21 protein-coding genes are annotated in these 22842 nt (G+C 63.3%); 7 read left to right on the top strand and 14 right to left on the bottom strand.

What is annotated here, in order from left to right:
* Positions 1–2: 2 nt before the first annotated feature.
* From ESZ53_RS10195 to ESZ53_RS10185, 3 genes are all read right to left on the bottom strand, one after another.
* The gene (locus ESZ53_RS10195) at positions 3–692 is read right to left on the bottom strand and encodes a 3-oxoacid CoA-transferase subunit B (protein WP_129072723.1); all 690 of its coding nucleotides are present in this window, start codon (positions 690–692) and stop codon (positions 3–5) included.
* Positions 689–1447, bottom strand: coding sequence for a 3-oxoacid CoA-transferase subunit A (locus tag ESZ53_RS10190; RefSeq protein ID WP_129072722.1), 759 nt, complete (start codon positions 1445–1447; stop codon positions 689–691). Before ESZ53_RS10190 ends, ESZ53_RS10195 begins: the two co-directional genes overlap by 4 nt.
* Before the next feature lie 118 nt (positions 1448–1565).
* The gene (locus ESZ53_RS10185; protein ID WP_129072721.1) at positions 1566–2669 is read right to left on the bottom strand and encodes a hypothetical protein; all 1104 of its coding nucleotides are present in this window, start codon (positions 2667–2669) and stop codon (positions 1566–1568) included.
* Between the two features lie 123 nt (positions 2670–2792).
* Here ESZ53_RS10185 and ESZ53_RS10180 point away from each other — a divergent pair, with 123 nt between their 5' ends.
* The 3 genes from ESZ53_RS10180 to ESZ53_RS10170 are packed head-to-tail and all read left to right on the top strand — an operon-like array spanning position 2793 to position 4563.
* The gene (locus tag ESZ53_RS10180) at positions 2793–3104 is read left to right on the top strand and encodes a hypothetical protein (protein ID WP_129072720.1); all 312 of its coding nucleotides are present in this window, start codon (positions 2793–2795) and stop codon (positions 3102–3104) included.
* A 41-nt stretch (positions 3105–3145) separates the two neighbouring features.
* Positions 3146–4126 carry a 1-phosphofructokinase family hexose kinase gene (locus ESZ53_RS10175; RefSeq protein WP_129072719.1) on the top strand — a complete coding sequence of 327 codons (981 nt, stop codon included), beginning with the start codon at positions 3146–3148 and terminating at the stop codon, positions 4124–4126.
* Positions 4127–4167: 41 nt separating this feature from the next.
* Positions 4168–4563, top strand: a complete 396-nt coding sequence (locus ESZ53_RS10170) for a GntR family transcriptional regulator (RefSeq protein WP_129072718.1) — start codon at positions 4168–4170, stop codon at positions 4561–4563.
* Positions 4564–4633: 70 nt separating this feature from the next.
* Here the strand turns inward: ESZ53_RS10170 and ESZ53_RS10165 are convergent, their stop codons facing one another.
* Positions 4634–5254, bottom strand: a complete 621-nt coding sequence (locus tag ESZ53_RS10165; RefSeq protein ID WP_129072717.1) for a response regulator transcription factor — start codon at positions 5252–5254, stop codon at positions 4634–4636.
* Positions 5251–6543, bottom strand: coding sequence for a sensor histidine kinase (locus ESZ53_RS10160; protein WP_129072716.1), 1293 nt, complete (start codon positions 6541–6543; stop codon positions 5251–5253). The genes ESZ53_RS10165 and ESZ53_RS10160 overlap by 4 nt, the downstream gene beginning before the upstream one ends.
* A gap of 163 nt (positions 6544–6706) precedes the next feature.
* Between ESZ53_RS10160 and ESZ53_RS10155 the strand changes: the two genes are divergently transcribed.
* The 3 genes from ESZ53_RS10155 to ESZ53_RS10145 are packed head-to-tail and all read left to right on the top strand — an operon-like array spanning position 6707 to position 9558.
* Positions 6707–7780 (top strand): FtsX-like permease family protein, encoded by a 1074-nt coding sequence (locus tag ESZ53_RS10155; protein ID WP_129072715.1) that lies wholly within the window; start codon positions 6707–6709, stop codon positions 7778–7780.
* Positions 7777–8484, top strand: a complete 708-nt coding sequence (locus ESZ53_RS10150) for an ABC transporter ATP-binding protein (protein ID WP_129072714.1) — start codon at positions 7777–7779, stop codon at positions 8482–8484. The genes ESZ53_RS10155 and ESZ53_RS10150 overlap by 4 nt, the downstream gene beginning before the upstream one ends.
* A 48-nt stretch (positions 8485–8532) precedes the next feature.
* The gene (locus tag ESZ53_RS10145; RefSeq protein ID WP_246837292.1) at positions 8533–9558 is read left to right on the top strand and encodes a zinc-binding alcohol dehydrogenase family protein; all 1026 of its coding nucleotides are present in this window, start codon (positions 8533–8535) and stop codon (positions 9556–9558) included.
* Between the two features lie 103 nt (positions 9559–9661).
* On the opposite strand, the gene ESZ53_RS10140 is transcribed toward ESZ53_RS10145, so the two are convergent.
* Positions 9662–10474 carry an aldo/keto reductase gene (locus ESZ53_RS10140; protein WP_129072712.1) on the bottom strand — a complete coding sequence of 271 codons (813 nt, stop codon included), beginning with the start codon at positions 10472–10474 and terminating at the stop codon, positions 9662–9664.
* Positions 10475–10564: 90 nt separating this feature from the next.
* Positions 10565–14035, bottom strand: coding sequence for a bifunctional proline dehydrogenase/L-glutamate gamma-semialdehyde dehydrogenase (locus ESZ53_RS10135; RefSeq protein WP_129072711.1), 3471 nt, complete (start codon positions 14033–14035; stop codon positions 10565–10567).
* Between the two features lie 127 nt (positions 14036–14162).
* On the opposite strand from ESZ53_RS10135, the gene ESZ53_RS10130 reads away from it, so the two are divergent.
* Positions 14163–15056, top strand: coding sequence for a LysR family transcriptional regulator (locus tag ESZ53_RS10130; protein ID WP_129072710.1), 894 nt, complete (start codon positions 14163–14165; stop codon positions 15054–15056).
* Between the two features lie 81 nt (positions 15057–15137).
* Here the strand turns inward: ESZ53_RS10130 and ESZ53_RS10125 are convergent, their stop codons facing one another.
* The 7 genes from ESZ53_RS10125 to ESZ53_RS10095 all read right to left on the bottom strand — a co-directional run bounded on the left by ESZ53_RS10125 (position 15138) and on the right by ESZ53_RS10095 (position 22808).
* Positions 15138–16130: a LacI family DNA-binding transcriptional regulator gene (locus ESZ53_RS10125; RefSeq protein ID WP_129073584.1), complete on the bottom strand. Its 993-nt coding sequence runs from the start codon at positions 16128–16130 to the stop codon at positions 15138–15140.
* 67 nt (positions 16131–16197) lie between these two features.
* Entirely contained in the window at positions 16198–17619 is a 1422-nt protein-coding gene (locus tag ESZ53_RS10120; protein ID WP_129072709.1) for a GH1 family beta-glucosidase, read from the bottom strand.
* Positions 17619–18530, bottom strand: coding sequence for a carbohydrate ABC transporter permease (locus ESZ53_RS10115; RefSeq protein WP_129072708.1), 912 nt, complete (start codon positions 18528–18530; stop codon positions 17619–17621). Before ESZ53_RS10115 ends, ESZ53_RS10120 begins: the two co-directional genes overlap by 1 nt.
* Positions 18527–19639, bottom strand: a complete 1113-nt coding sequence (locus ESZ53_RS10110; RefSeq protein WP_129072707.1) for a carbohydrate ABC transporter permease — start codon at positions 19637–19639, stop codon at positions 18527–18529. The genes ESZ53_RS10115 and ESZ53_RS10110 overlap by 4 nt, the downstream gene beginning before the upstream one ends.
* 72 nt (positions 19640–19711) lie before the next feature.
* Positions 19712–21028, bottom strand: coding sequence for an ABC transporter substrate-binding protein (locus ESZ53_RS10105; protein WP_129072706.1), 1317 nt, complete (start codon positions 21026–21028; stop codon positions 19712–19714).
* Positions 21029–21283: 255 nt separating this feature from the next.
* Positions 21284–21832 carry a thioesterase family protein gene (locus tag ESZ53_RS10100; protein WP_129072705.1) on the bottom strand — a complete coding sequence of 183 codons (549 nt, stop codon included), beginning with the start codon at positions 21830–21832 and terminating at the stop codon, positions 21284–21286.
* 67 nt (positions 21833–21899) lie between these two features.
* Positions 21900–22808: an endonuclease/exonuclease/phosphatase family protein gene (locus ESZ53_RS10095; RefSeq protein ID WP_129072704.1), complete on the bottom strand. Its 909-nt coding sequence runs from the start codon at positions 22806–22808 to the stop codon at positions 21900–21902.
* Between the last annotated feature and the right edge of the window lie 34 nt (positions 22809–22842).

Here is a 22842-nt window from a genome sequence, read left to right as displayed (position 1 = left end):
GATCAGTGTCCTTCTGCGTCGTTCGCGGCAGCACTCGTCGTCGCACTTGCCGTGGCGTCAACGAGAGTGAGCCCGGTGAGGCTGGTGAGAATTTCCAGAGTGTTGTCGCCATAGAGTTCGCGCACTGCAAACCCGTCGGGCGTGACGTCGAATACCGCGTGATCGGTGTACACCCGCGACACACAACCCACGCCGGTGAGCGGGTAGCTGCACGCCGCAACGAGCTTCGACTCGCCCTTCTTGGTGAGGAGGTCAGTCATCACGTAAACCTGTTTGGCGCCGATCGCGAGGTCCATTGCTCCACCGACAGCGGGGATGGCGCCCGGTGCTCCCGTTGACCAGTTCGCGAGGTCACCGTTCTCCGCGACCTGAAAGGCACCGAGAACACAGACGTCAAGGTGACCGCCGCGCATCATGGCGAAGGAGTCAGCCTGATGAAAATACGCCGCTCCGGGTAATGCAGTGACAGCCTGCTTTCCCGCATTAATCAGGTCGGGGTCAACACGGTCAGCCTCGGGGGCAGGCCCCATCCCGAGCATGCCGTTCTCGGTGTGAAGAATGATTTCGAGGTCGGCAGGCAAGTAGTTGGCGACGAGGGTCGGGGCGCCGATGCCCAGATTCACGAAGGAGCCGTCGGGGATGGCCGCGGCGATCTGCTGCGCGAGCTCGATGCGACTGAGCGTGGTGGTCATTTCGTGCCTCCTGTGGCTGCGAGCTCCGCGTCGAGTGGCTGCCCTTCGAGGTCGACACCACCAATAAATTCGTTATTGGCGAGCCAGCGTCGCTCCCCCACCACGACTACCCGGTTCACGTAGATGCTCGGCGTGACCACGGTCTCGGGATCGAGTTCTCCGAGCGGTACGACCTCGTCGACCTGAACGATGCTGGTCGTGGCGGCGGAGGCCATGATCGGGCCGAAGTTGCGAGCCGTCTGGCGGTAAACCAGGTTTCCCCAGCGGTCGGCTTTGAGCGCACTGATCACAGCGAAGTCAGCATGGATCGGGTAGTCGAGCGCATAGGTACGCCCGTTGATTTCCCGAGTCTCTTTGCCCTCGGCCAGCTCGGTTCCGACACCGGTTGGCGTGAAGAATGCGCCGATGCCAGCCCCCGCTGCACGGATTCGTTCGGCCAGGTTTCCCTGCGGCACCAACTCGAGCTCGATCTTTCCCTCGCGATAAAGCGCGTCGAAGACCCACGAATCGGCTTGGCGGGGAAAGGAACACACGATCTTGCGCACGCGGCCAGCGGAGAGCAAGGCGGCGAGTCCGCCGTCGCCGTTCCCGGCGTTATTACTGACGACGGTGAGGTCGCTCGCGCCCTGAGCGACGAGCGCGTCGATGAGTTCGTGAGGCTGACCGGCGTGACCGAAGCCGCCAATCATGATGGTGGCGCCGTCTTCGATCCCGGCAACGGCATCCGCCAGAGACGGGACAACTTTGTCGATCATGCTCTCTCCCTGCAGTAGGGATTGCTGCGCAGTTCGCAGTACCCTAGTTTTCGCTAGACGAAGTAAGTTTCTTTATACGAACACTCTACGCCTATCGGGCAGCTACGCGCAGGAGTAGCTACTCGGGGAGCGGGCGCCACCGCCGTGTTTCCTCATCGCGCACCCAACTCGACTCCGCACGCTCGCCGAACTCGACATCGGTCAGCCAATAGGTCGCATCAGGGTTCCAGCCCGCGATGACGCTCGCGGTGTCGCTGTTCACCGGGATAGCCGTTCCCGCCGCCGAAAGGTAGGCCGCGACCGAGAGGTGCACCGCGTCGAAGTCGCGGGCAACTAGCGACCAGTCGGGAGTCATCCACTTGCCGACGCGTCCCGTCGTCAGGTACCAGACATGACGGCGACTCTCGCTCACGTCGAACGGATAGGAGCGGCACAACTGGGCCCACGACTCGGCGTCCACGATCTCGAATATCCGCGCAGCGTGCGCCCACTCCACTCGCCGCACATCCGCCGGCTCTTCATCCATGCGGTCTTCGATGAGCCACACGCCGACAGGACCGGACTCTCCCCGTGCGCTCGTTGACATCGCCAGCGCGCCGGGCGGCCGCGACCACCAGGTGCCCGATGTTTCCGCGGTGGGATCATCCGAGAAGAGTTGCCGAAAAGACTGCTCCTCTTCGATCGCTGCGGCGCTCCACTGCTCGAAGAGCAGCGCTGGCTCCGTCAGGGCTGATCGCTGAAGGTAAGCATCCCGGAACTGCACCGCCCACTGCTCGGCCGCGAGGGGTTCATTCCACCACGCGGTCGCAGGCCAAGCAACCACCTGCTCAGCAATGCGCTCGAGCGCCGGCCTGAGCCGGGCATCCGCCAGCAGCTCGTCGGTACCGTCGGGCTCCTGCCAGTACCGGGCGCTGTCAACCGAGTCCGCGAGCGCCTCAAGGAGATCCGCAGAGCTGAGCGTGGGCAGCGAACTCAGCGGGATCGCTTCGAGCGCCTCAACGATCTCCTCGACGGTCGGGTCAGGAAGCGGATCGGGGATGCCCCAACCGAAGATCGCTCCCCCTTGGCCGCGGGCCTTATCGCGCTGATCGGCTGCCCAACCGAGCAGCCCGTCGAACACCGCAACTTCAGGGAACTCCTCTCGTGGAGCCTGGCGCACGATCGCGAGGCAGAGTCGGCGACCGCGCGGGCCAGCAAGCACAGTCTGAGCATTCATCGTCATGGGATCAGGCTAGGTGTCACGCGTTGCGATGTGAAGAGTGACGGTTGTTCAGCCGCGAGCGCGCACGACAACGGGCTGTCCGCGCCCCTTACATTCTCACTCCCTCGGGTCTAGCCTGAAAATATGAGCGAACACGAGCACACCAAAGACGAAGGCGAAGAGTCTGGTCTGGACGGCTACGTCAAATTCATCGACTGGCTGAACGAAAAACTCTTCCCGATTCTGGGAACACCGGCGCTGGGCCCTTACGACGCTGTCGTCGCCAAGGTGGCGGATGCCGTCTGCCCTGTCTGCGGGCGGCCAATGTCTGAGCACTTCATTGACCATTCGACACCGGAGACAATCCTTAACTGTCCCATCGAGCACACACCGGTGCCCGTCGACGACGCGCCCCTCAACGAACTCGGAATGCATAAGCCCTCAACCGAGAGTTAACGCCCGCCGAAGCGACAGCACAACGCCATAAAATGGGGACCATGGCATCCGCTACTTTCCCGCTTGCTCCGAGGGCCCGGCCGATCGTGACCCTGACGGTGAACCCCGCGCTCGACATCAGCACGTCGACCGCGCAGGTCATCACAGACCACAAGATGCGCTGCGGATCCAGCCGGATTGATCCCGGCGGGGGCGGCGTGAATGTGGCACGCACCATCCAGAGCCTCGGTGGGGATGCCCTGGCCATTTATGCGGCCGGCGGCCTCACCGGTGCGACCTACCGCCAGTTGCTCGAGGCCGAAAACGTGCCCAGCCTCGTCGTGCCGATTGCTGGCACTACGCGCGAGAGCTTCACCGTTGACGAGGGTGCCTCAGGCGCCCAGTTTCGTTTCGTGTTGCAGGGCCCCGAGTTCACTGAAGCCGAGTGGCGCCGCTGCCTCGCGGCCTTAGAGGAAGCTATCGTTCCCGGCGGCTACGTTGTCGCGAGCGGAAGCCTGCCGCCCGGAGTACCGGCTGATTTTTACGCTCAGGTCGCGCGCCTAGCTCACCAACGCGGCGCACGTTCGATTATCGACACCTCGGGCGAAGCGCTGACCGCGGCCCTCGCCGAAGGCGTCTACCTCGTGAAGCCGAGCCTGCGCGAACTGAGCGAACTCGTCGGCAGAGAGCTGACAACCGAACAGAGTGAAGTGGATGCCGCCGCCGAACTCGTCGCGCGCGGCTCGGCCCAACTCGTGGCTCTCACTCTGGGCGACCAGGGTGCCGTGCTCGCGTCGACAGCGGGCGTCATCCGTTTGCCGGTACCCCACGTGCAGGTTCAGAGTGCCGTCGGTGCCGGCGATGCTTTTCTGGGCGCTTTCGTGTGGCGGCTGTCGCAGGGGCGCGATCCGGAGTCCGCGTTCCGTTCCGCTGTATGCGCCGGCAGCGCCACCGCAGCGAAACCAGCCACCGAAATGTGCGCGATAGCCGAGGTAGAGGCTCTCGAAAAGCTCTTGCCGGTGGCCACTCGCTACGAGTTGTGAACAGGCCGGATGCAGCCAAACCCCGTATGAGAGAATCAACCATGGCTGATTCCTGGCGTCGCACTCCGACCGAAAGTCCCGTTACTTTCGAGATCGATACCTCGGCGTCGATCCCGCCCTTCGAGCAGATCAAAGCTCAAGCTATCGCCCAAATTGCGAGTGGCGATTTGCTCGCTGGCACGAAGCTCGCGACCGTTCGTCAGCTTGCTAGCGACCTCGGCATCGCGCCCAACACGGTCGCCCGCGCCTACCGCGAACTTGAGGCCGATGGCTTTCTGCTCTCGCGCGGCCGCAACGGCACCGTCGTTAAAGCTCAGCCCGGCGACGCCGCCGCCCTGCTGCAACTCGATGCCAAGGCGTACGCCACTCGCGCGGCAGAACTCGGCATCAGCGGTGACGAAGCCCTGCGCTTCATCACTATCGCGCTCAAGAAGTAGCAGCGCCGCAACATCCGCAGCACAGCGAACTAGCTACTGCGACTAGAGGGTGCGCTCGAGCGACTGCGAACTAGCGCAGCACCCCAAGCTCGCGCGCCTTCGAGACCGCAGCGGTGCGCGATGACACGTTCAGTTTCGAGAAGATGTGCACAAGGTGCGACTTCACGGTCGTCTGCGAAACAAACATTTCGCCCGCGATCGCCGCGTTCGACATCCCGGCAGCAACCCACTCCAGCACCTCGATCTCGCGCTTGCTCAGGCTCACTTGCGGAGCCCGCATCCGATCCAGCAATCGCCCGGCAATCACTGGCGCCAACGCACTCTCGCCAGCGGCCGCAGCACGCACAGCAGCGATCAACTCATGGGGCGGAGCATCCTTGAGTAAGTAGCCACTCGCGCCGGCTTCGACCGCGCCGAGAATGTCACCATCGGTGTCGTAGTTGGTCAGCACCAACACGTAGGGCGCCGCATCCAGAGCGCGGATGCGGCGCGTGACATCGGCACCGGTCTCCTGCTCGCCAAATTGCAGATCCATCAGCACCACACTCGGGTTCACCGACTGCACGAGCGCGAACGCCTCATCGGGTGTCGCCGCCTCGCCGACCACCGTGAGGTCGTCTTCGTGCTCCAGCAGAGCCCGCAATCCCGCGCGCACCACGGGATGATCGTCAGCAATCGCTACCCGAATCATGCGCTCTCCTCCTGCTCGGTCGTATTGGAAGCAGCAGCGTCGGCCCCACCATCAGCGATGGCGGCAGAAGCACCGACGCCGTTCGCCACCACACTGGGCACCACGGTCAAATCGACCGTGACCGTAGTACCTTCGTCTGGCTTCGACGTTACCGTCAGCGTGCCATCGAGCTGCTCGACCCGCTCACGCGTCGCCGTGAGGCCGAACGAATCCGAGACCCCTCGCGCCGAAGCATCCTGAACCTCCGCCGGGTCGAACCCACGACCGTTGTCGGCGATCGTCAGCCGCACGTGCGAATGATCGCGTTCGATCGAGATGGTCGCCTGCGTTGCTTCGGAGTGCTGCACGACATTCGCCATGGCTCCCTGCGCAATGCGCAACAGCGCCGTTTGCACGGGCATCGGCAGGTCGAGAGCATCCGCCACTCGCACCCGCACTTCGCGGTCGGGGCTTTGCCACTGGGTGTCGGCGAGCCGGCGCAGCGCAGCACCGATCCCCTGTTCCACGAGGGCAGCCGGGGCAAGCTCGCGAATGAAGTTACGGGTGTCGGCAAGGTTGGCGGCGGCAGTCTCGCGGGCCAGACGCACATGCTCGAGGCCAGCGGCATCCGGGTCAGCGCGCTCGGCAGCATGCAGCAGCATCTGGATGCTCGACAGCCCCTGCGCGACGGTGTCGTGAATCTCGCGCGCGAGTCGCGATCGCTCCGCCAGCACCCCGGATTCGCGTTCGGTCTGCGCGAGCTGGTCACGCGTCTCGAGCAGTTGCTTCACCAACAGTTCGCGATCCGCCGCCTCGGCCGCGAGCGACTTGTAGCCGAGTCCAATCACGATTGCGACGCCTGCGCCGACCAGAGGTCCGACGACTCCGCCGACCGTCCACTCGCTGTGGAGACCGAGAGCGGCAATAGCCAGCAGCGTCGAGCCCAGCACTGCGAGCGTGCGCCAGCCGCGCGGCAACAGATGCAGATAAAGAAAGAACAGGGGGAACACGAGGTAGGCGGCATCCGGGCTCAACCACACCAGCACAAGCCACTCGGCCGACAACACGGCAGCCCACACATACGCGGTTGCTGACTGCGCACTCGCGCCGGAGCTCATCGCATGCCGGGCCAAATACCCGCCAAAACCATAGGTGGCGAGCAGCACTACCGCGAGCGCGACCACCGCCACCGTGTAGGGGTTGCCGTCCACGAGAGCCCGCACAACAACGAGCACCGTTAACGCGACAAAGAGAATGTGCAAACTGGTGCGCAACCCCACAAAGACAGGGGTCAACGCAGTGTGGCTCATTCTTCGACCCTACTGCCGCGCACGACCCCTTCTATCCACCGAAATGATGATTGTGGGCTCCGTCCTTAGCGTCTGCAAGTGCGTTATCTCGGCCGATGTATCGCGACCGCAAACGGAGGAGTCTGGTTACTGTCGCCAGTCGTCGACGCCGAAAGGACTCCCCATGTTTGTTGCGTGGCGCGATCTGCGCTTTGCTCGCGGACGATTTGTGCTCATTGGCACCGTCGTAGCGCTCATCACTTTGCTCGTCGGATTTCTGAGCGGCCTCACCGGTGGGCTCGCTGCCCAGAACATTTCTGGTGTTCTGTCGCTGCCCGCCGATCAGCTCGTTTTTGCCACCCCGAGCAGCAAGGGGGCGGATGAGGCGAGCTTCTCCGACTCGAACGTCACCGAGAAGCAGGCAACGACCTGGGCGGATGCCGCCGGCGTCGACTCCGCTAACCCCATCGGCGTCTCCCAGACCAAGGCGGAGTCCCCCGAGTCGAGCACCTCCATCGCCATCTTCGGAGTCGTTGCCGGCTTCGACGAGACCGCCCCGAGCGGCGACGGCAAGGTCGGCCTCTCGGAAGATGCCGCCACCGCCCTCGACGTTTCCACCGGCGACACCATCACGGTTGCCGGCACCGAATACACGGTCGAGAAGGTCAGCGGCAACTGGTGGTACAACCACACGCCCGTCGTTCAGATGACGCTCGAAGACTGGCAGGGTTACTCCGCCACGACCGGAAACCCGGATGCCTACGCGACCGCCATTGCGGTCAATGGCGACGCCGACTGGTCCGCCATCAATGCTGACGCTGACACCCTCAGCAACTCTGTTCTGCTGTCGCTGACCGCCGTGAGTTCGTTCCGTTCAGAGATCGGTTCGCTGCTACTGATGGTCGCGATGCTGTTCGGCATCTCGGCCCTCGTGATCGGCGCGTTCTTCACCGTGTGGACGATGCAGCGCAAGGCCGACATCGCCATGCTGAAAGCGCTCGGAGCATCCACGTCATCGCTGATCCGCGACGCCCTCGGCCAGGCGCTCATCGTGCTGCTGATCGGTGTCGGAATCGGCATCGGCATCACGGCTCTCCTCGGGGTGCTGATGGGCAGCGCGCTGCCGTTCATCCTGAGTCCCTTCACTACCCTGCTGCCGGGCGTCATCATGATCGCGCTCGGCCTCGCCGGTGCCGCTTTCGCCCTGCGTTCCGTTACTACCGCCGATCCACTCACCGCCCTGGGGAGCACCCGATGATCCACCTCAACAACGTCACTCTCACCTTCCCCGACGGCGAAGGCCGCGTCACGGCCGTCGACCACGTCACGCTCAGTGCGCGTCCTGGCACTGTCACGGGCATCACGGGCCCGAGCGGTTCGGGCAAGTCGAGCTTGCTGGCTGTCGCCGCCACGCTCATCCGCCCCGACTCCGGTCAGGTCATGATCGATGACGTGGATGCTGCCCAACTGTCCGCCGCCGAAGCCACAGTGCTGCGCCGCGACAGCATCGGCATCGTCTTTCAGCAGTCGAATTTGCTGCCCTCGCTGACGGCGCTGGAACAGCTCGCCGTCATGAACGAACTCGGCGCCCCGCACAGCCGTGGCAAGCGAGCCGCGGTTACCGCCCACGCTCGCGAACTGCTGGCTGCCGTCGGCCTGGCCGATCAGGCTCACAAGCGTCCGCATCAGCTTTCGGGCGGTCAGCGCCAGCGCGTCAACATCGCGCGGGCGCTCATGAACGACCCGAAGGTGCTGCTCGTGGATGAACCGACCAGTGCCCTCGACCAGGAGCGCGGCGCGAGCATCATCGAACTCATCCTGCGCCTCACCGACGAACGCAACACGTCAACGCTGCTCGTGACCCACGATCTCGTTCATCTCCCCCGCATGCACGCGGTCGTAAACATGGTGGATGGCGCGCTCGAGTCGGTGCGCGGCGAGGTGCCGCTTACCGTCGGGTAACCTCACTCCCTTGCGGGTAACTAGGGGTCATGCAGGAGCATTATGGCCATGACCGACACCATGAACGCCGTAGCGTACTCGCATGCTTTGCCCATTGACGACCCCACGAGCCTGGAAGGCGTGACTCTTCCGGTTCCTGCCGTGGGGCCGCACGACCTCCTCGTGAAGGTCGTCGCCGTTTCTGTAAACCCCGCCGATGTAAAGGTTCGCTCCGACATGGATCCGGGTGGGGTCCCGACCGTCCTCGGCTTCGACGCCGCTGGAACCGTCGCGGCAGTGGGCAGCGATGTCACCCTGTATGCCGTCGGCGACGAGGTGTACTACGCGGGAGCGATGGGCCGTTCAGGCTCCAACGCTGAATTTCAGGCCGTCGACGAGCGCATCGTCGGTACCAAGCCGAAGTCGGCCACCTTCGCCGAAGCCGCCGCACTCCCCCTCACGACCCTCACCGCGTGGGAGGGCCTGTTCGACAAGCTCAAGCTCACCGCCAAGAGCACGGGAACCTTGCTCGTCGTCGGCGGTGCCGGCGGCGTGGGCTCGATGATCATCCAGCTTCTCAAGGCACGCACCCCCGGCATCCGCATCATTGCCTCCGCCGGCCGCGACGCCAGCCAAGAGTGGGTTCGCTCGCTCGGAGCGGATGAGGTCGTCCGTCACGGCGAACACCTCACCGAAGACGTGAAGCGCGTCGCCCCCGAAGGAATCGACTACATCTACAGCACCAACACCGTAGGCCAGGTTGAAGCCTTCGTCGAGATCTTGAACCCCTTCGGTGAGATCGTCGCCACGGACAACCCCGGTCTGGTCGACCTCGGCCTGTTCGGCGGCAAGAGCCTCTCGTGGCACTCCGAGCTCATGTTCACGCGTTCCGTCTTCACCACAGCCGACATGGTGGTGCAGCACGAGCTCCTCACCACGGTCGGCGAAATGATCGACGCCGGCACGATCCGCAGCACCATGACCTCGGCTTTCAGCCCGCTAAACGCCGAGCAGCTGCGCCTCGCGCACGCCAGCGTCGAGACCGGCCGCACACTCGGCAAGGTCGTCGTTACAAACGAGCCCCTCGCGAGCTAGCGCGAGCCACCCGCGGTCGAGGTGATACTGCGGCGCGGTGCCCTCTGGGGTACTGCGCCGCTGCTCTGCACACCGCCGCGCGATCGCGGTCGCGCCGTGGCGCCTAGTGACCGACCTCGTCGGAGTCTGCGCCTGACCCCGGCACATCGAGCGCGGCGATAGCTTCAAGGTCGCGCGAGTCGAGCTCGAAATCGAAGACCGCAATGTTGTCGGCCAGCCTGTCGGGGTTGGCCGACTTCGGGATCGCGACAAGGCCGTTCTGCAGGTGCCAGCGCAGGGCAACCTGAGCCGCTGAACGTTCGTGCTTTTCGGCGATCTCGAGCAGAACTGGCTGGTCGAGCACACCCTTGATGGGGCTCCATGATTCCGTGACGATTCCGCGGGAGTCGTGATAGGCCCGGTCCGTGAGGCGAGCGTTGGTCGGCGACAGGTCGACCTGGTTGACGGCGGGAACGGTCGCACCAGCATCCAGCAGCACCTCAAGGTGTGCGGGCTTAAAGTTGGAGACACCAATAGAGCGCGCGAAGCCATCGGCCTGCAGCTTCTCGAAGGTGCGCCAGGTGGAAAGAAACTCGCCGCGGTCGGGCCGTGGCCAGTGGATGAGCAGCAGGTCGACATACTCAAGGTCGAGCCGTTCGAGGCTGCCACGCAGGCCCTCGATGGCACGGTCGTCGCCCTGAAATTCACCATCGAGTTTGGTCGTGACGAAGAGTTCGTCGCGATCGACACCGCTGCGGCGGATGCCCTCGCCCACGCCCGCTTCGTTGCCGTAGCGCACGGCCGTATCGATGTGGCGATACCCGAGCTCGATGGCGGTGGGAACGACTACGGCTACTTCGGCATCGCTGAGCGGCCACGTTCCGAGACCGAGCTGGGGAATGCTGTGGCCATCATTGAGCGGTATCGAAGGGATCATGTTCTTAGGCTAAACGACGGATATGACAGTGCGCGAGGACTCGCTGAAGCGAATCCCCGCGCACTATCGTGAGCTGGCTATTGAGAGTCCTTAGACCTCGAGGGCGGCCATCGCCGGGTCGGGGTTTCCGAAGCGGTGAGCCGTGATCGAAAGTGACTGCTCCTGCACGAAGATCAGCAGTTCAACACGACCGGAGGTCGTGAGCTCTCCCGACCACACAGCCACGTCGGGGTTGCCGTCAACGGCTTCAGCGAGATCGACAGCGGAACCGCCGATGAGGCGCACCCGGCTGGTCTTCAACTCACCCTTGGCCGCACGCTCGTTCCACCGAGCATCCGACTCCACAACAACTTCACCAACCGAGACTCCCGTGTTTGCCGACTCGAACGATTCGGTAAGCAGCGACGGCAGCGGGATAGCAGAGCTGATGTGAACGGTCGCACCAATACGTGCGGCGCCGGCAATCATTCGCACAAGGTGGCCCATCGGCTCGCCCTCGGACAGGCGAACGGTGACGGGCACCGGACGGTAGCGAAAGACGTTGCGTTCAACGCCGAGGTCGGAGACGTCACGGCTAACGCCAAACTCTGTCTCCCACGCGCGCTGGTCGCTTTCGGCCGCGCGACGAACACGGTCGAACTCGTCGAATTCCATGCCCGACTGCGCCTTCTTGACGACCGCAGAAACCTGGTCACTGAGACCGCGGACCTGAATGTCACGAGCAGCGGGCTGCTCGACGGCCTTCCACTGTCCGAGTGTCATCAAGTAGTTGGGTCCGCCGGCCTTGGCGTGGCAGCCAACAGCGGAACGCTTCCACCCACCGAAGGGCTGGCGGCGAACAATGGCACCCGTGATTCCACGGTTGACGTAGGCGTTACCGGCCTGAACTTCGTCAAGCCAACGCGCTACCTCGGTGGGGTCGAGCGAGTGGATGCCCGCCGTCAGACCGTAATCCACGGCGTTCTGCATCTCGATCGCTTCGGTGAGGTTCTTGGCGCGCATGACGCCGAGCACCGGACCGAAGTATTCGGTCATGTGGAACTCGCTGCCGGGAACAACACCCGTGCGAACGCCGGGGGTCCACTGCTTGCCTTCGTCATCAAGCTGACGGGGCTTCACGAGCCAGCTCTCGCCGGGAGCGAGAGTGGTGAGGGCACCGAGCAGCTTGCCCTGAGCGGGCTCAACGATCGGGCCCATCGTGGTGAGCGGATCCTGGGGCAGGCCAACGCGCAGCGTGCGTACCGAGTCAACAAGCTGGCGCTCGAAGCGCTCGCTCGTTCCGACCGATCCGACGAGGATCACGAGAGACGCAGCCGAGCACTTCTGGCCCGCGTGCCCAAACGCGCTCTTGGTGACGTCAGCCACGGCGAGGTCGAGGTCTGCGCTCGGCGTCACGATGATCGCGTTCTTACCGCTGGTCTCTGCCAGAATCGGCAGGTCATTGCGCCACGAACGGAACATTGCTGCGGTCTCCCAGGCACCGGTCAAGATCACGCGGTCAACGGCGGGGTCGGCAATCATGACGCGACCGAGTTCACGATCCTTCAGATCAACGAACGTGAGAACGTCGCGGGGCACTCCGGCTTCCCAGAGCGCTTCAATCATCACCGCTGCGCTGCGCTGCGACAGCTTCGCGGGCTTGATGATGACGCCGCTGCCGGAGGCGAGTGCCGACAGCACGCTACCGGCGGGGATAGCGACCGGGAAGTTCCACGGCGGGGTAACAACGATCAGCCCTGACGGCACGAAGGTGGCGTCTTCAATCTTTTCAAGGTCGAGGGAGCGCTCGGCGTAGTAGTGCGCGAAGTCAATCGCTTCGCTTACTTCAACGTCGCCCTCAGCAATGGTCTTTCCTGCTTCGTTGGCCATGACCTCGATGAGGAGGGCACGTGAGTTCTCGAGGGCGTCACCGGCACGGTGCAGGATTGCGGCGCGCTCGGCGGCGGGCATCGCACCCCAGCGGCGTCCGGCAGCCGTGGTGGATGCGAGGATGCCCTTCATCTGTTCCGTGGTGGTGACAGCACCAGCGGTGACGGTCTCGATACCGAGCTGCGACTCTGCGCTGCGGGCCAAGATAGCGCGACCCCACGTGCGGTTTTCGCCAATGGCGGGGTCGGTATCGGGAACGTTGTTGAAGGGACGGTCGCCGATGATCGCGGCAGGTGTGGAGCGGTCCTGAACGCGGTTGGTGGTCTGAGCCGGTACGTCGAGGTTCGCGAGCGACGCCAAGAAGCGGTCCTGCTCGCGCACGAAAATGTGCTCGTTGCTGGAGAGTTCGAAGAGGCCCGACATGAAGTTCTCGGTGCTGGCGTTCTCTTCGAGGCGGCGCACGAGGTAGCTGATGGCCGAGTCGAACTCGCTCGGCTGAACGACGGGCGTGTACAGCAGCAGGCTGCCGACATCCTTCCGAACTGCTTCGGCCTGGCCGGTAGCCATTCCGAGAAGCATTTCGAATTCGATGCCCTCAGTGACGCCACGCTCTTGAGCGAGGTGCCACGCGAATGCGATGTCGAAGAGGTTGTGGCCGGCAACACCAATGCGAACAGCATCGATGTGCTCGGGGGTGAATGCCCAGTCGAGAACGCGCTTGTAGTGAGTGTCGCTGTCTTGCTTGGTTCCCCACGTAGCCATCGGCCAGTGGTGAGTTACCGCGTCGACGTGTTCCATCGCGAGGTTGGCGCCCTTAACAACGCGAACCTTGATGTTGGCGCCGCCGCGAGCGCGACGAGCCGTTGACCAGCGGGTCAGTTCCTGCAGCGCGGTGAGGGCATCCGGCAGGTACGCCTGAAGCACGATGCCCGCTTCAAGTTCGAGCAGTTCTGGCTGGTCGAGAAGCTTCTCGAAGACCGCGATGGTGAGGTCGAGGTCTTTGAACTCTTCCATGTCGAGGTTGATGAACTTCTTCTGCGGCGAGCGCAATGCGACCAAGTAGAGCGGGGTGAGCCGGTCGACAACACGGTCGACGGTCTCGTCGAAGGCCCACATGGAAAGTTGGGAGACGACCGACGACACCTTGATGGAGACGTAGTCAACGTCATCCCGGTGCAGAAGCGCACGGGTTCCGGCGAGGCGGTTGTCTGCCTCGTCGTCGCCAAGAACGGCTTCACCGAGCAGGTTGAGGTTCAGGTTGACGCCTTCACGACGCAAGTGCACGAGGGCCTTGTCGAGCTTGGCCGGGGTGGCGTCAATGATGAGGTGCCCGACCATGCCGCGAAGCACGCGGCGAGCGATGGGAACGATGATCCACGGCAGCAGGGGCGCGAAGCCACCGCCGACGAGAATGGCGAAGCGGAGGTACCACGGCAGGAACGCCGGGATGATGTGGGTGAGGCGCTCGAGGTTGCGGCCGGCGACACGCAAATCTTCGGGGCGAACCACGGTGTCAATGAAGCCAAGAGTGAACTCGAGTCCGTTCGGATCTTTCAGTACACCGGCGAGGCGCGTGGCGCTCGCATCGGTCGGAAACTCTTCACTTTCAGCCAGCCAACGACGAACGGTGGCTACCGTTTGGTCGGCAATCTGCTGGTGTGAAGCATCAATGTTGTCGGCAAGATTTGACATGCTCACGAGAATAGGCCTCCGAACGGGATTGTGGCTGGAACTCTCAGTGTGCGCCCCGGAGTGCCTTTAGCAAAAGCGACGGAAAGCGCATGGTTTCGGTTAGAATAAGTTAACGATTGGCGGAGAAATGCTCGATGTTCGACGACTACGACTTTTGCGAGAACTCAAGCTGCGCGGCACCATCGCTGCCGTGGCCAGCGCGCTCAGTTACACGCCCTCCGCGGTCTCTCAACAATTGGCTCTTCTGGAGGAAGAAGCGCGCGTTCCTCTGCTCGTGAAGGCCGGTCGCCGCGTACAGCTCACCCCCGAAGCCGAGCTGCTCGTCGAGCACACCGTCGCGCTACTCGAACGTCTCGAACTGATGGAGGCCGAGCTCCACTCGTCCCTCACCGAAGTGCGAGGAACTGTGCGCCTCGCCGTCTTCCAATCGGCGGCCCTTGGCATCATCCCCCAAGCGCTCAGCATCATTGCCGCTGAGCACCCGCAACTACGAATCAAGATGACCCAGCGTGAGCCCGAAAGTGCTCTCTTCGAAACGTGGACCCGCGAGTTCGACCTCGTGATCGCCGAACAGTACCCCGGCCACGCCGCGCCCCGGCATCCCGACCTCGACATGATTCCCCTTTACGCCGACAAACTCTCGCTCGCCGTGCCCACCGGCAGCGGCATCACGAGCCTCGCGGATGCCGCCTCCAGCCCCTGGGTGATGGAACCCCGCGGCACCGCCTCCCGCCACTGGGCAGAACAGCAGTGCCGCCGAGCGGGGATCGAACCCGACGTGCGCTTCGAGACCGCCGACTTGCAGGCGCACATCCGCCTCGTGGAATCGGGCCACGCCACCGCCATCTTGCCGGGACTCGTGTGGGGCACCCGCCTTGCGACCGTCGAGCTGCGGCCCATGCCGGGACTGCCGCGACGCACCGTGTTCACGTCGGTGCGCGAGTCGAGCGTCAGCCGCCCCTCGATCGTGGCGTGCCGCGACGTGCTCGAGCAGGTCGTGCAGTCGTTCGCTGTCGACTAGCCGCCACTGCCAGCTGCCCGGCGGGGTTGAACTGATCGACCGCACTGACTGGCGCGGTTGCGCGTCTTTGCCTGCTGCGGCCTAGGCCGAGTCGCGGATGACGAGCTCGGTCTTCAGCGTCGTCACGGTTTCAATGGTGCGCTTTTCAATCAGCCCGACAATCTTTTCGGCCATGCGTCGGCCCATTTCGACGGAGGGCTGGCGCACCGTCGTGAGGGGCGGAGTCGCGGTGCTCCCATAGTTGTCGTCGTCGAAACCAACCACGGCGATGTCTCCGGGCACTGACAGCCCCGCTTCGCGGATGGCCGAGTAGGCACCAATCGCCATCTGGTCGTTGGCCGCAAAGATTCCGTCGATCGGCTCGCCCCGCGCGAGAAGGCGACGCATTGCGTCAGCGCCCGACGGCGGCGAGAAGTCGCCCCCTTCGACAAGATGGCTCGCGAGGCCGTGCTTCGTCAGCGTGGCGTGGAAGGCCGAGAGGCGGTCAACGCCCGGCGGCATGTCTTGCGGTCCCGCGATCGTCGCGAGGTGCGTGCGACCCGACGCCACCAGGTGCTCAACGGCAGAACAGGCGCCGGCGAAGTTGTCGACATCCACGTAATAGTTGTCGCCGTCGACTTCGCCGAGCGGGCGCCCACCGAAGACCACCGGAAGGTTATGGCTGAGTTCAGAGTAGGAGTGGTCGCCGGTGTGGTGCGAGACCACGAGCGCGCCATCCACGTTGCCGCCCAGAAGATAGCGACGAGTCTTGTGCGACGTCACTCCCGACTCGATGATCATGTTGAGCGTGTAGTCGGTGTCTTCGAGGTACTGCGCAACGCCCTGGACAACGGCGGCGAAGAAGGGGTCATCGAAGACCTTGGCTGCCGATTCCGGAACCACCATGGCGATGGCTTGCGTGCGACGGCTCACGAGCGAGCGGGCAGCGCGATTGGGCACATAGTTGAGCTGCTCAATTGCGGCCTGAACGACGGTCGCGACATCCGGGCTCACCTTGGGAGAACCGTTGACCACGCGCGATACAGTGGCGCGCGAAACGCCCGCCTCTGCCGCCACCATCTCGAGTGTCGGCATCGAACCGCTGCGCAGGTTATCGCTCACGAATCCACTCTCTGCCTGATCGTTTCTCTAAGAGTAGCGATTAGACCGCGGTTTTCGTGGCCGCGATCAGGGCAGCGTACTCCTTGGCACTCTGTTTCGGGATGCGTTCTTGCGTCTCGTAATCGACGTACACGATGCCAAAGCGCTTGTTGTAGCCCCACGCCCATTCGTAGTTGTCGAGAAGCGACCACACGAAGTAGCCGCGCACATCGGCACCGTCAGCAATGGCATCCGCTACGGCCTGAATATGCTGGGCAATGTAGCTGGCACGCTCGGTGTCGCCTATGGAATCGCCCACGCGGGTGTCGTCGTACGAGGCACCGTTTTCGGTGACGTAGAGCGGCGGCAGCGTGGGGTATTCCTTGCCCAAGCGAACAAGAAGGTGGTGCAAACCGCTCGGGTTGACCTCCCAATCCATCGCGGTGCGGGGAAGGTCGCGAGGGGGCATCGACACAAACTCGCTGCCGACGAACATGGAGCGACCGGGCTTAGTGGTGGGGCGAAGTCCGGGCGCAGCATCTGCGGGAGCGGGATGCCCACTCACGTTGTCATCGTGGTAGTGGTTCACTCCCAAGAAATCGATAGGGGCGGCGATGATCGCCAGGTCGCCATCCTGCACATACTGTTCGAAGTCGTACTCGCGCATGTCATCGATGACGTCGGCTGGGTAGGCACCGAGCACGAGGGGCTCAAGGAACATGCGGTTCCAGATGCCATCGATACGGCGTGCAGCGTCGAGGTCGACGGGGTCATTCGGGTCGTTCGGCACGGCGTTGGTGAGGTTGAGCGTGATGCCGAGCTCGATCTCGCGGCCCTGGGCGGCGGCAAGCTTGCGCAGTCGCTCAGCGGCGAGGCCGTGCGCGAGGTGCTGGTGGTGCAGCGCTGCGAGGCCCTGGTTCGGGTCGGTGAGACCGGGAGCGTGCTCGCCCGCGATGTAGCCAATCAGCGAGGAGCACAGCGGCTCGTTGAAGGTCGTCCAGTGGCTGACCCGATCGCCGAGAGCGTTGTACACGGCCTCGGCATAGTCGGCGAAACGGTACGCGGTTTCGCGGTTCGCCCAGCCGCCCTTCTCTTGAAGAGCCTGCGGCAGATCCCAGTGATACAGCGTGAGCCACGGCAGGATGCCGGCTTCCAGCAGCGAGTCAACGAGACGGCTGTAGAAGTCGAGACCTTCAGCATTCGGCTCGCGGTCTCCCGGAACAACCCGTGCCCAGCTCGTGGAGAAACGGTACGAGTCGAGGCCGAGCTCTTTCATGAGCTGCACGTCATCGTTCATGCGGTGGTAGTGGTCGACTGCAACTTCCGGGGTGTCGCCATTGGCGACGGCGAGAGGCTGGCGAGCATAGTGATCCCAGATGGAATCCTCTTTGCCGCCTTCGTGGGCTGCTCCTTCGATTTGGGCGGCCGCAGTGGCGGAGCCCCAGAGAAAACCGTCGGGCCAGGTGGTAGTGAGATTCTTCATTAGCCTTTTACTGCTCCAGACATGATGCCCGAGACGAGTTGCCGCCCCGCGAGTACAAAGACGATCAGTAGTGGCAGCGTAGCCAATACTGCGCCGGAAAGAACGACCGAATAGTCGACGTATTTGGCGCTCTGCAGTTGACTGAGGGCCACCTGCAGAGTGGGGTTTTGCGGCGCCACCAGCAGCGGCCAGAGATAGTCGGTCCACGCGGTCATGAACGTGAAGAGACCGAGGATCGCCATGGCCGGGCGCGCTGCCGGGATGCCGACGTTCCAGAAGGTGCGGAACATGTTGGCCCCGTCGACCCGGGCCGCTTCGATGAGTTCGTCGGGAATGACATCCACCAAATATTGGCGCATGAAGAACACACCGAACGCTGTCACCAGAGTCGGCACGACAACCGCGCCGAGCGTGCCGGTCCAGCCGAGCTCTTTCATGAGCATGAATTGCGGGATGATTCCGAGTTGAGTCGGCACAGCGAGGGTAGCGATCACAAATATCATGAGCCCTTCGCGGCCCTTGAAGCGCAGCTTGGCGAAGGCGTAGCCCGCGAGCGTCGAGAAGAACACGACCGAGGTGGTGATGATCGTCGAGACGATAATGCTGTTCAGCAGCGACTGCCAGAACGGAACGGTCGAGAGCACTTCACCCACGTTGATCCAGAACCGACCGCCGGGCAGCAGCGGCGGCCAAGTCTCGGTGATCGCCGTGTTGTCGCTTGAGCCGACGACGTACGACCACCAGAGCGGATAGGAGCCGCCGAGAAAGAGGGCGAGCAGAATTCCGTAGACGAAGAAGCCGGGGCGTTCGGCGAGTCCGCGAGCACGGGTGCGGCCGCGGCGGTTCTCCTTCACTTGCGTGCGCGCATCCGTCGTTTCCTTCGGGGCACGTGTGGGGCTCGTGGTGCTCATGAGCGCTTCTCCTCGTCTGCGACGGTTGCCGCCGGTGCACCAGTGCTGGCATTGGCGGGGGTGTTCGCCGCGGTGGTGGCGCGGTATTTCGCAAGTTTCTTAGCGCGACGCTTGGAGATGACCTTCACTTCGGTGGAGGCGATTCTGCGCGAGATGGCAAAGTTCAGTAGCCCAAAGCCGACGATGATGATGAACAGCAGCCACGCGATGGCGGAGGCTTTACCGAAGTCGCCGCGGTTGAAGGCCATGTCCCACAGGTAGAGCACCGTGGTTTGGTACTCGCGGTGAGCACCGCCCAGGTTCGCACTGGTGGGGTTGAAGAGCTTCGGTTCGGTGAAGATCTGCAGGCCACCGATCGTGGCCGTGATGATCACGAAGATCATGGTGGGGCGGATGCTCGGCAGCGTCATCGAGAAGAAGCGACGCACAGCGCCGGCTCCATCCAGGGCTGCTGATTCGTAAATGTCGCGGGGAACAGCCTGCATCGCGGCGAGCAGGATGAGGGCGTTGTAGCCGGTCCAGCGCCAGTTCACCATCGAGGCGATCGCGAAGTGGCTGGCGAACACTTCGCTCTTCCACATCACGGGCTCAATGTTGAACGAGGTCAGGATGTTGTTGATGAGGCCGTACTTCTCACCGAACGCACTCGAGAAGATGATCGCGACCGCGACCGGAGTGACGATGTACGGGATAAGGATGCTCATGCGCCAGAACGTTTTCGCCCGAATGTTCTGGTCGAGCAGGGCCGCGATAAAGACGGCGGCAACGAGCTGCGGGATCGCGCTCAGCAGGAAGATGCTCATCGTGTTGAAGAGCGAGTTCCAGAAGTAGGGGTCATTGAGTTCGGCGACGTAGTTGTCGAAGCCGATCCATTCGCCGGGGCCGCTGAGGATGTCCCAGTCGTTGAGGGAAACAACGAAGGTGTAGATGAGAGGGAAGAGCCCGATGAGTGCGAAGAGCACGAAGAAGGGGGCGATGTAGAGGTAGGGGGATGCTTTCACATCGAGACGACTAAGACGCTGCCGTCTGGTGAGCTGGGCTTTGGAAGCCGCGGAGCGTTTCTTCGCCTGACCGGCATCGGGTCGGGGCGGGCTCGTCATGGTCGTCATGTGGGGAGTCGCTTTCAAGAAATGAGGCCCCCGGCAGAGGGGACGCCGGGGGCCTCAGATGCTTCTAGGTGATTAGTTGAGGTCGAGGTTCTTCAGAACCTCAAGCGCGTTGTTCCACGCGGTGTTGCCGTCAACACCCGAGTCGAGCTCCTTGGTAGCCGGGCCGAAGACCTGCTCCTGAACGACTGCATCGTTCGGGCCCTTGAACTGAGCCGTGACGCCCTCTGCACGAGATCCGAGGATCGTGCCGATGGGAGCATCGTTGAAGAAGGTGCTGAGTTCGCTGCCGCCGGTGACGCCGTCATCCGTCTGCGCTGCTACAACACTGGGGAACGTTCCTGCAGCCTGGAAGGCCGCGACTTCGGACTCAGCCGAGGTGAGGTAAGCGGCGAGCTTTGCTGCCTCTTCAGGGTGCTCTGACTGAGTGGGTACGGTCAGGAAGGCGCCGCCCCAGTTAGCTGCTCCACCGGGGAAGACGTCGGCGAAGTCCCAGCCGCTGTCGGCGTCTCCGCCTGCTGCTTCAACCTGTCCCTTGACGACACCGAGCATCCAGCCGGGGCACATGAACGTGGCGAATGAGCCATCAACGAAGGCCTTTCCCCCGCCCCAGTCCCACGCGCTCTGCTGTGCCGAGAGACCGGATGCTGCGCCGTCGGCGAGCTTGTCCCACTGGCTCTTGAGGTCAGCGTTGCCTTCGATGTCGAGCTCTCCACCTGCGGTGTAGTAACCCTCATCGAGCTGGTTGACCATGGCGTTCCACACGAAGCCGGAGTGGTCATAGAAGGCTGCGCCGGTTTCTTCGTTGTAGTCCTTGCCGACCTGGAAGAATTCATCCCACGTTGCGTCGTCGCCACCGAAGAGCTCGGCGACTCCTTCGCGATCACCGGGCATGCCGGCGGCTTCGAGGAGGTCTCCGTTGTAGCAGAGGCCCTCGGGGCCGATGTCGGTTCCGTACCCGATGATGCGGCCGTCAGCGTCGGTGCCCTGAGCGAGCTTCCAGTCGACCCAGCGGTCCTTGATGTCGTCGGCGCCGTATTCGCGGAGGTCAACGAACGTGTCGGAGACCTGCATGACCTGGCCGAGCCATCCTTCTTCAACAGCCTGCACGTCGGCGAGACCGGCACCAGCAGCCTGCTTGGTCTTCCAGTCGGTGAGGGCGTTTCCACCGGTGTCGATGTTGGTGGGCTTGATGGTGATGTTGGGGTTCTCGGCTTCGTACGCTGCGTACAGTCCGTCGAGACCCATCGTGCCGAAGGTGGTCACGGTGAGGGTGATGGGGCCATCGCTGTCGCCGCCATCTCCTGCTGCTGAACAACCCGTGGCGAGAAGGGCGATGGATGCTGCGCCGGCGACGGCTGCAACCATCTTGGTGCGTCGTTGAGTTTTCACGGTCACTTCCTTGTGAATGAGGGATATTGGTGCCGAAAGAGTTCCCCCATCAGGAATGAGAGCGCTCTCACGATTGCGGATTGAGTCTAAGAGAGCGCTCTCACGAATGTCAAGAGAGCGCTCTCACAAATCGTGAAACGTGATGTTCACCGCAAGCGCTTGCTGTTTTTGCGCCGGCCGTAAACCGCAGCAGCCCCCGCACTCTGGCCGAGTTCGTGGCCGAGTGCGGGGGCTGCTGAGAAAAACTGGAGGCGCTTACTCCCAGGTACTGGGCGCGTCTGCGCGACTGACAGGCAGCGCAACATGATCAGCCCACTCTTGAACCCACTCAGGCATGACGGGTGCGGCGGCATCCCAGCCGATGGTTTCGAGCAGTTCGGCGACGCTGACTGTGCCGCCACCGCGCTTGAGGAAGCGAGCGCGGGTCATGGCCTGGGCGTAAATCTGCCCGTCGACAACGAAGCGCTGCTCAACGAAGACGGCCTTCTCGTCATAGCCAACAACGCGGCTCTCAAGCTGAAATTCTTTCCACAGATCGAGCGACTTGCGAAAGCTAATCGTTTCGTTGGCCATGACCGGGTAGTAGCCCTTGCGCTCGAGCTTCTGCCAGCCGCCGGCACGGATCAGCAGGTCCATACGACCGATATCCATGATCGAGAAGTAGCGGCCGTTGTTCATGTGGCGCAGCAGGTCAACATCCGTGGGCAACACTCGCAGTGTCATGCTCCCAACATCGGTGATGCCGAGCGGCGAACGACGCGTGCTGAGAATACGGTGCAGGATGGTGCGGAAGATCAGATTCACTCGGCCAGATTAGGTGAATCGTGGTCGAGTTGGTAAATCGTTTGTAGAGATGCTCTAGCGACTCGCTCTAGCGCGGCTCGGCGAACCGCACCACGGCTTGCACGGGCGTGTGATCCGAGGGCCAGCCGCCTTCGTATCGCGTGACGTTGATGCCGGTTCTTTTGGCGATAACTCCCGGCGTGGCCAGAATCCAATCAATCCGTTTGCGGTTGCGCTTCGGCGGGCCGTAATTGGGGAACGTGCCCCACTCCTGCGTGAGGCGCGCTTCGGCAGAGTTCCAGGTGTCGATGAGCAGCCCATTGCCGGTGAGTTCGGCATACGGGTGGGTGTCAGCATCCGTGTTGAAATCGCCGGTCATGATCGTGGGATGCGGCGTCGCCTGCACAATGTTTCGCAGCGCGTCGGCCGAGCGAAGGCGCGAGGTGCGCGAGCGATGGTCGAGGTGAGTGTTCACCGCCTGAAAGTGGATGCCGGTGGCCCGGTCACGAAAAATTGCCTCGACGACAACGCGCGGGGTGCGATTGCCCCACGACACCGATCCCGCCACTGTTGGAGTCTCGGAGAGCGCGGACTGCCGCCACTCCACCATCTCCAGCCGCTGGGAGTCATAAAAAATGGGGCAGCCTTCGCCGCCCGAGTTCTTTTCGCGACCATGCCCGAGCGCGCGATAGCGCTCCCCCAGCGCCCGCTGCAGAAACTGCTTCTGCGTGAAGAGTGCTTCTTGCACGCCGATGAGCGCCGGTTGTTCTGCTGTCAGTAGCCGTCTCATCAGCGGCTGGCGGTGTCGCCACAGGTCGGGGTTGCGAGGCAAAAGCTTCGGCAGACGACGCCGGATGTTGTAGCTCATCACATGCAATCCGGGAGCATCGACGGGGCCGATCAGCGAACTGCCGCGGGAGGGGAACGCCAGTCGCGGCTCACGCTCCGGGGCGAGCGCAGAAAAGTGCTTCGACCGTGGGGCGGTGATTCCCGTCATGCTTCTAGCCTATTGCGTGGTCGCTGGCTCTGCT

It is taken from the genome of Salinibacterium sp. UTAS2018 (assembly GCF_004118935.1).
Taxonomy (GTDB): domain Bacteria; phylum Actinomycetota; class Actinomycetes; order Actinomycetales; family Microbacteriaceae; genus Rhodoglobus.
Note: the sequence above shows the minus strand (reverse complement) of the source record. Positions and strands in the feature narration are given on the sequence as shown.

Bases quoted from the DNA above. Each gene is read 5' to 3' on its own strand.
- ESZ53_RS10195 (WP_129072723.1), bottom strand. From the start codon at position 692: ATGACCACCACGCTCAGTCGCATCGAGCTCGCGCAGCAGATCGCCGCG.
- ESZ53_RS10190 (WP_129072722.1), bottom strand. From the start codon at position 1,447: ATGATCGACAAAGTTGTCCCGTCTCTGGCGGATGCCGTTGCCGGGATC.
- ESZ53_RS10185 (WP_129072721.1), bottom strand. From the start codon at position 2,669: ATGACGATGAATGCTCAGACTGTGCTTGCTGGCCCGCGCGGTCGCCGA.
- ESZ53_RS10180 (WP_129072720.1), top strand. From the start codon at position 2,793: ATGAGCGAACACGAGCACACCAAAGACGAAGGCGAAGAGTCTGGTCTG.
- ESZ53_RS10175 (WP_129072719.1), top strand. From the start codon at position 3,146: ATGGCATCCGCTACTTTCCCGCTTGCTCCGAGGGCCCGGCCGATCGTG.
- ESZ53_RS10170 (WP_129072718.1), top strand. From the start codon at position 4,168: ATGGCTGATTCCTGGCGTCGCACTCCGACCGAAAGTCCCGTTACTTTC.
- ESZ53_RS10165 (WP_129072717.1), bottom strand. From the start codon at position 5,254: ATGATTCGGGTAGCGATTGCTGACGATCATCCCGTGGTGCGCGCGGGA.
- ESZ53_RS10160 (WP_129072716.1), bottom strand. From the start codon at position 6,543: ATGAGCCACACTGCGTTGACCCCTGTCTTTGTGGGGTTGCGCACCAGT.
- ESZ53_RS10155 (WP_129072715.1), top strand. From the start codon at position 6,707: ATGTTTGTTGCGTGGCGCGATCTGCGCTTTGCTCGCGGACGATTTGTG.
- ESZ53_RS10150 (WP_129072714.1), top strand. From the start codon at position 7,777: ATGATCCACCTCAACAACGTCACTCTCACCTTCCCCGACGGCGAAGGC.
- ESZ53_RS10145 (WP_246837292.1), top strand. From the start codon at position 8,533: ATGACCGACACCATGAACGCCGTAGCGTACTCGCATGCTTTGCCCATT.
- ESZ53_RS10140 (WP_129072712.1), bottom strand. From the start codon at position 10,474: ATGATCCCTTCGATACCGCTCAATGATGGCCACAGCATTCCCCAGCTC.
- ESZ53_RS10135 (WP_129072711.1), bottom strand. From the start codon at position 14,035: ATGTCAAATCTTGCCGACAACATTGATGCTTCACACCAGCAGATTGCC.
- ESZ53_RS10130 (WP_129072710.1), top strand. From the start codon at position 14,163: ATGCTCGATGTTCGACGACTACGACTTTTGCGAGAACTCAAGCTGCGC.
- ESZ53_RS10125 (WP_129073584.1), bottom strand. From the start codon at position 16,130: ATGCCGACACTCGAGATGGTGGCGGCAGAGGCGGGCGTTTCGCGCGCC.
- ESZ53_RS10120 (WP_129072709.1), bottom strand. From the start codon at position 17,619: ATGAAGAATCTCACTACCACCTGGCCCGACGGTTTTCTCTGGGGCTCC.
- ESZ53_RS10115 (WP_129072708.1), bottom strand. From the start codon at position 18,530: ATGAGCACCACGAGCCCCACACGTGCCCCGAAGGAAACGACGGATGCG.
- ESZ53_RS10110 (WP_129072707.1), bottom strand. From the start codon at position 19,639: ATGACGACCATGACGAGCCCGCCCCGACCCGATGCCGGTCAGGCGAAG.
- ESZ53_RS10095 (WP_129072704.1), bottom strand. From the start codon at position 22,808: ATGACGGGAATCACCGCCCCACGGTCGAAGCACTTTTCTGCGCTCGCC.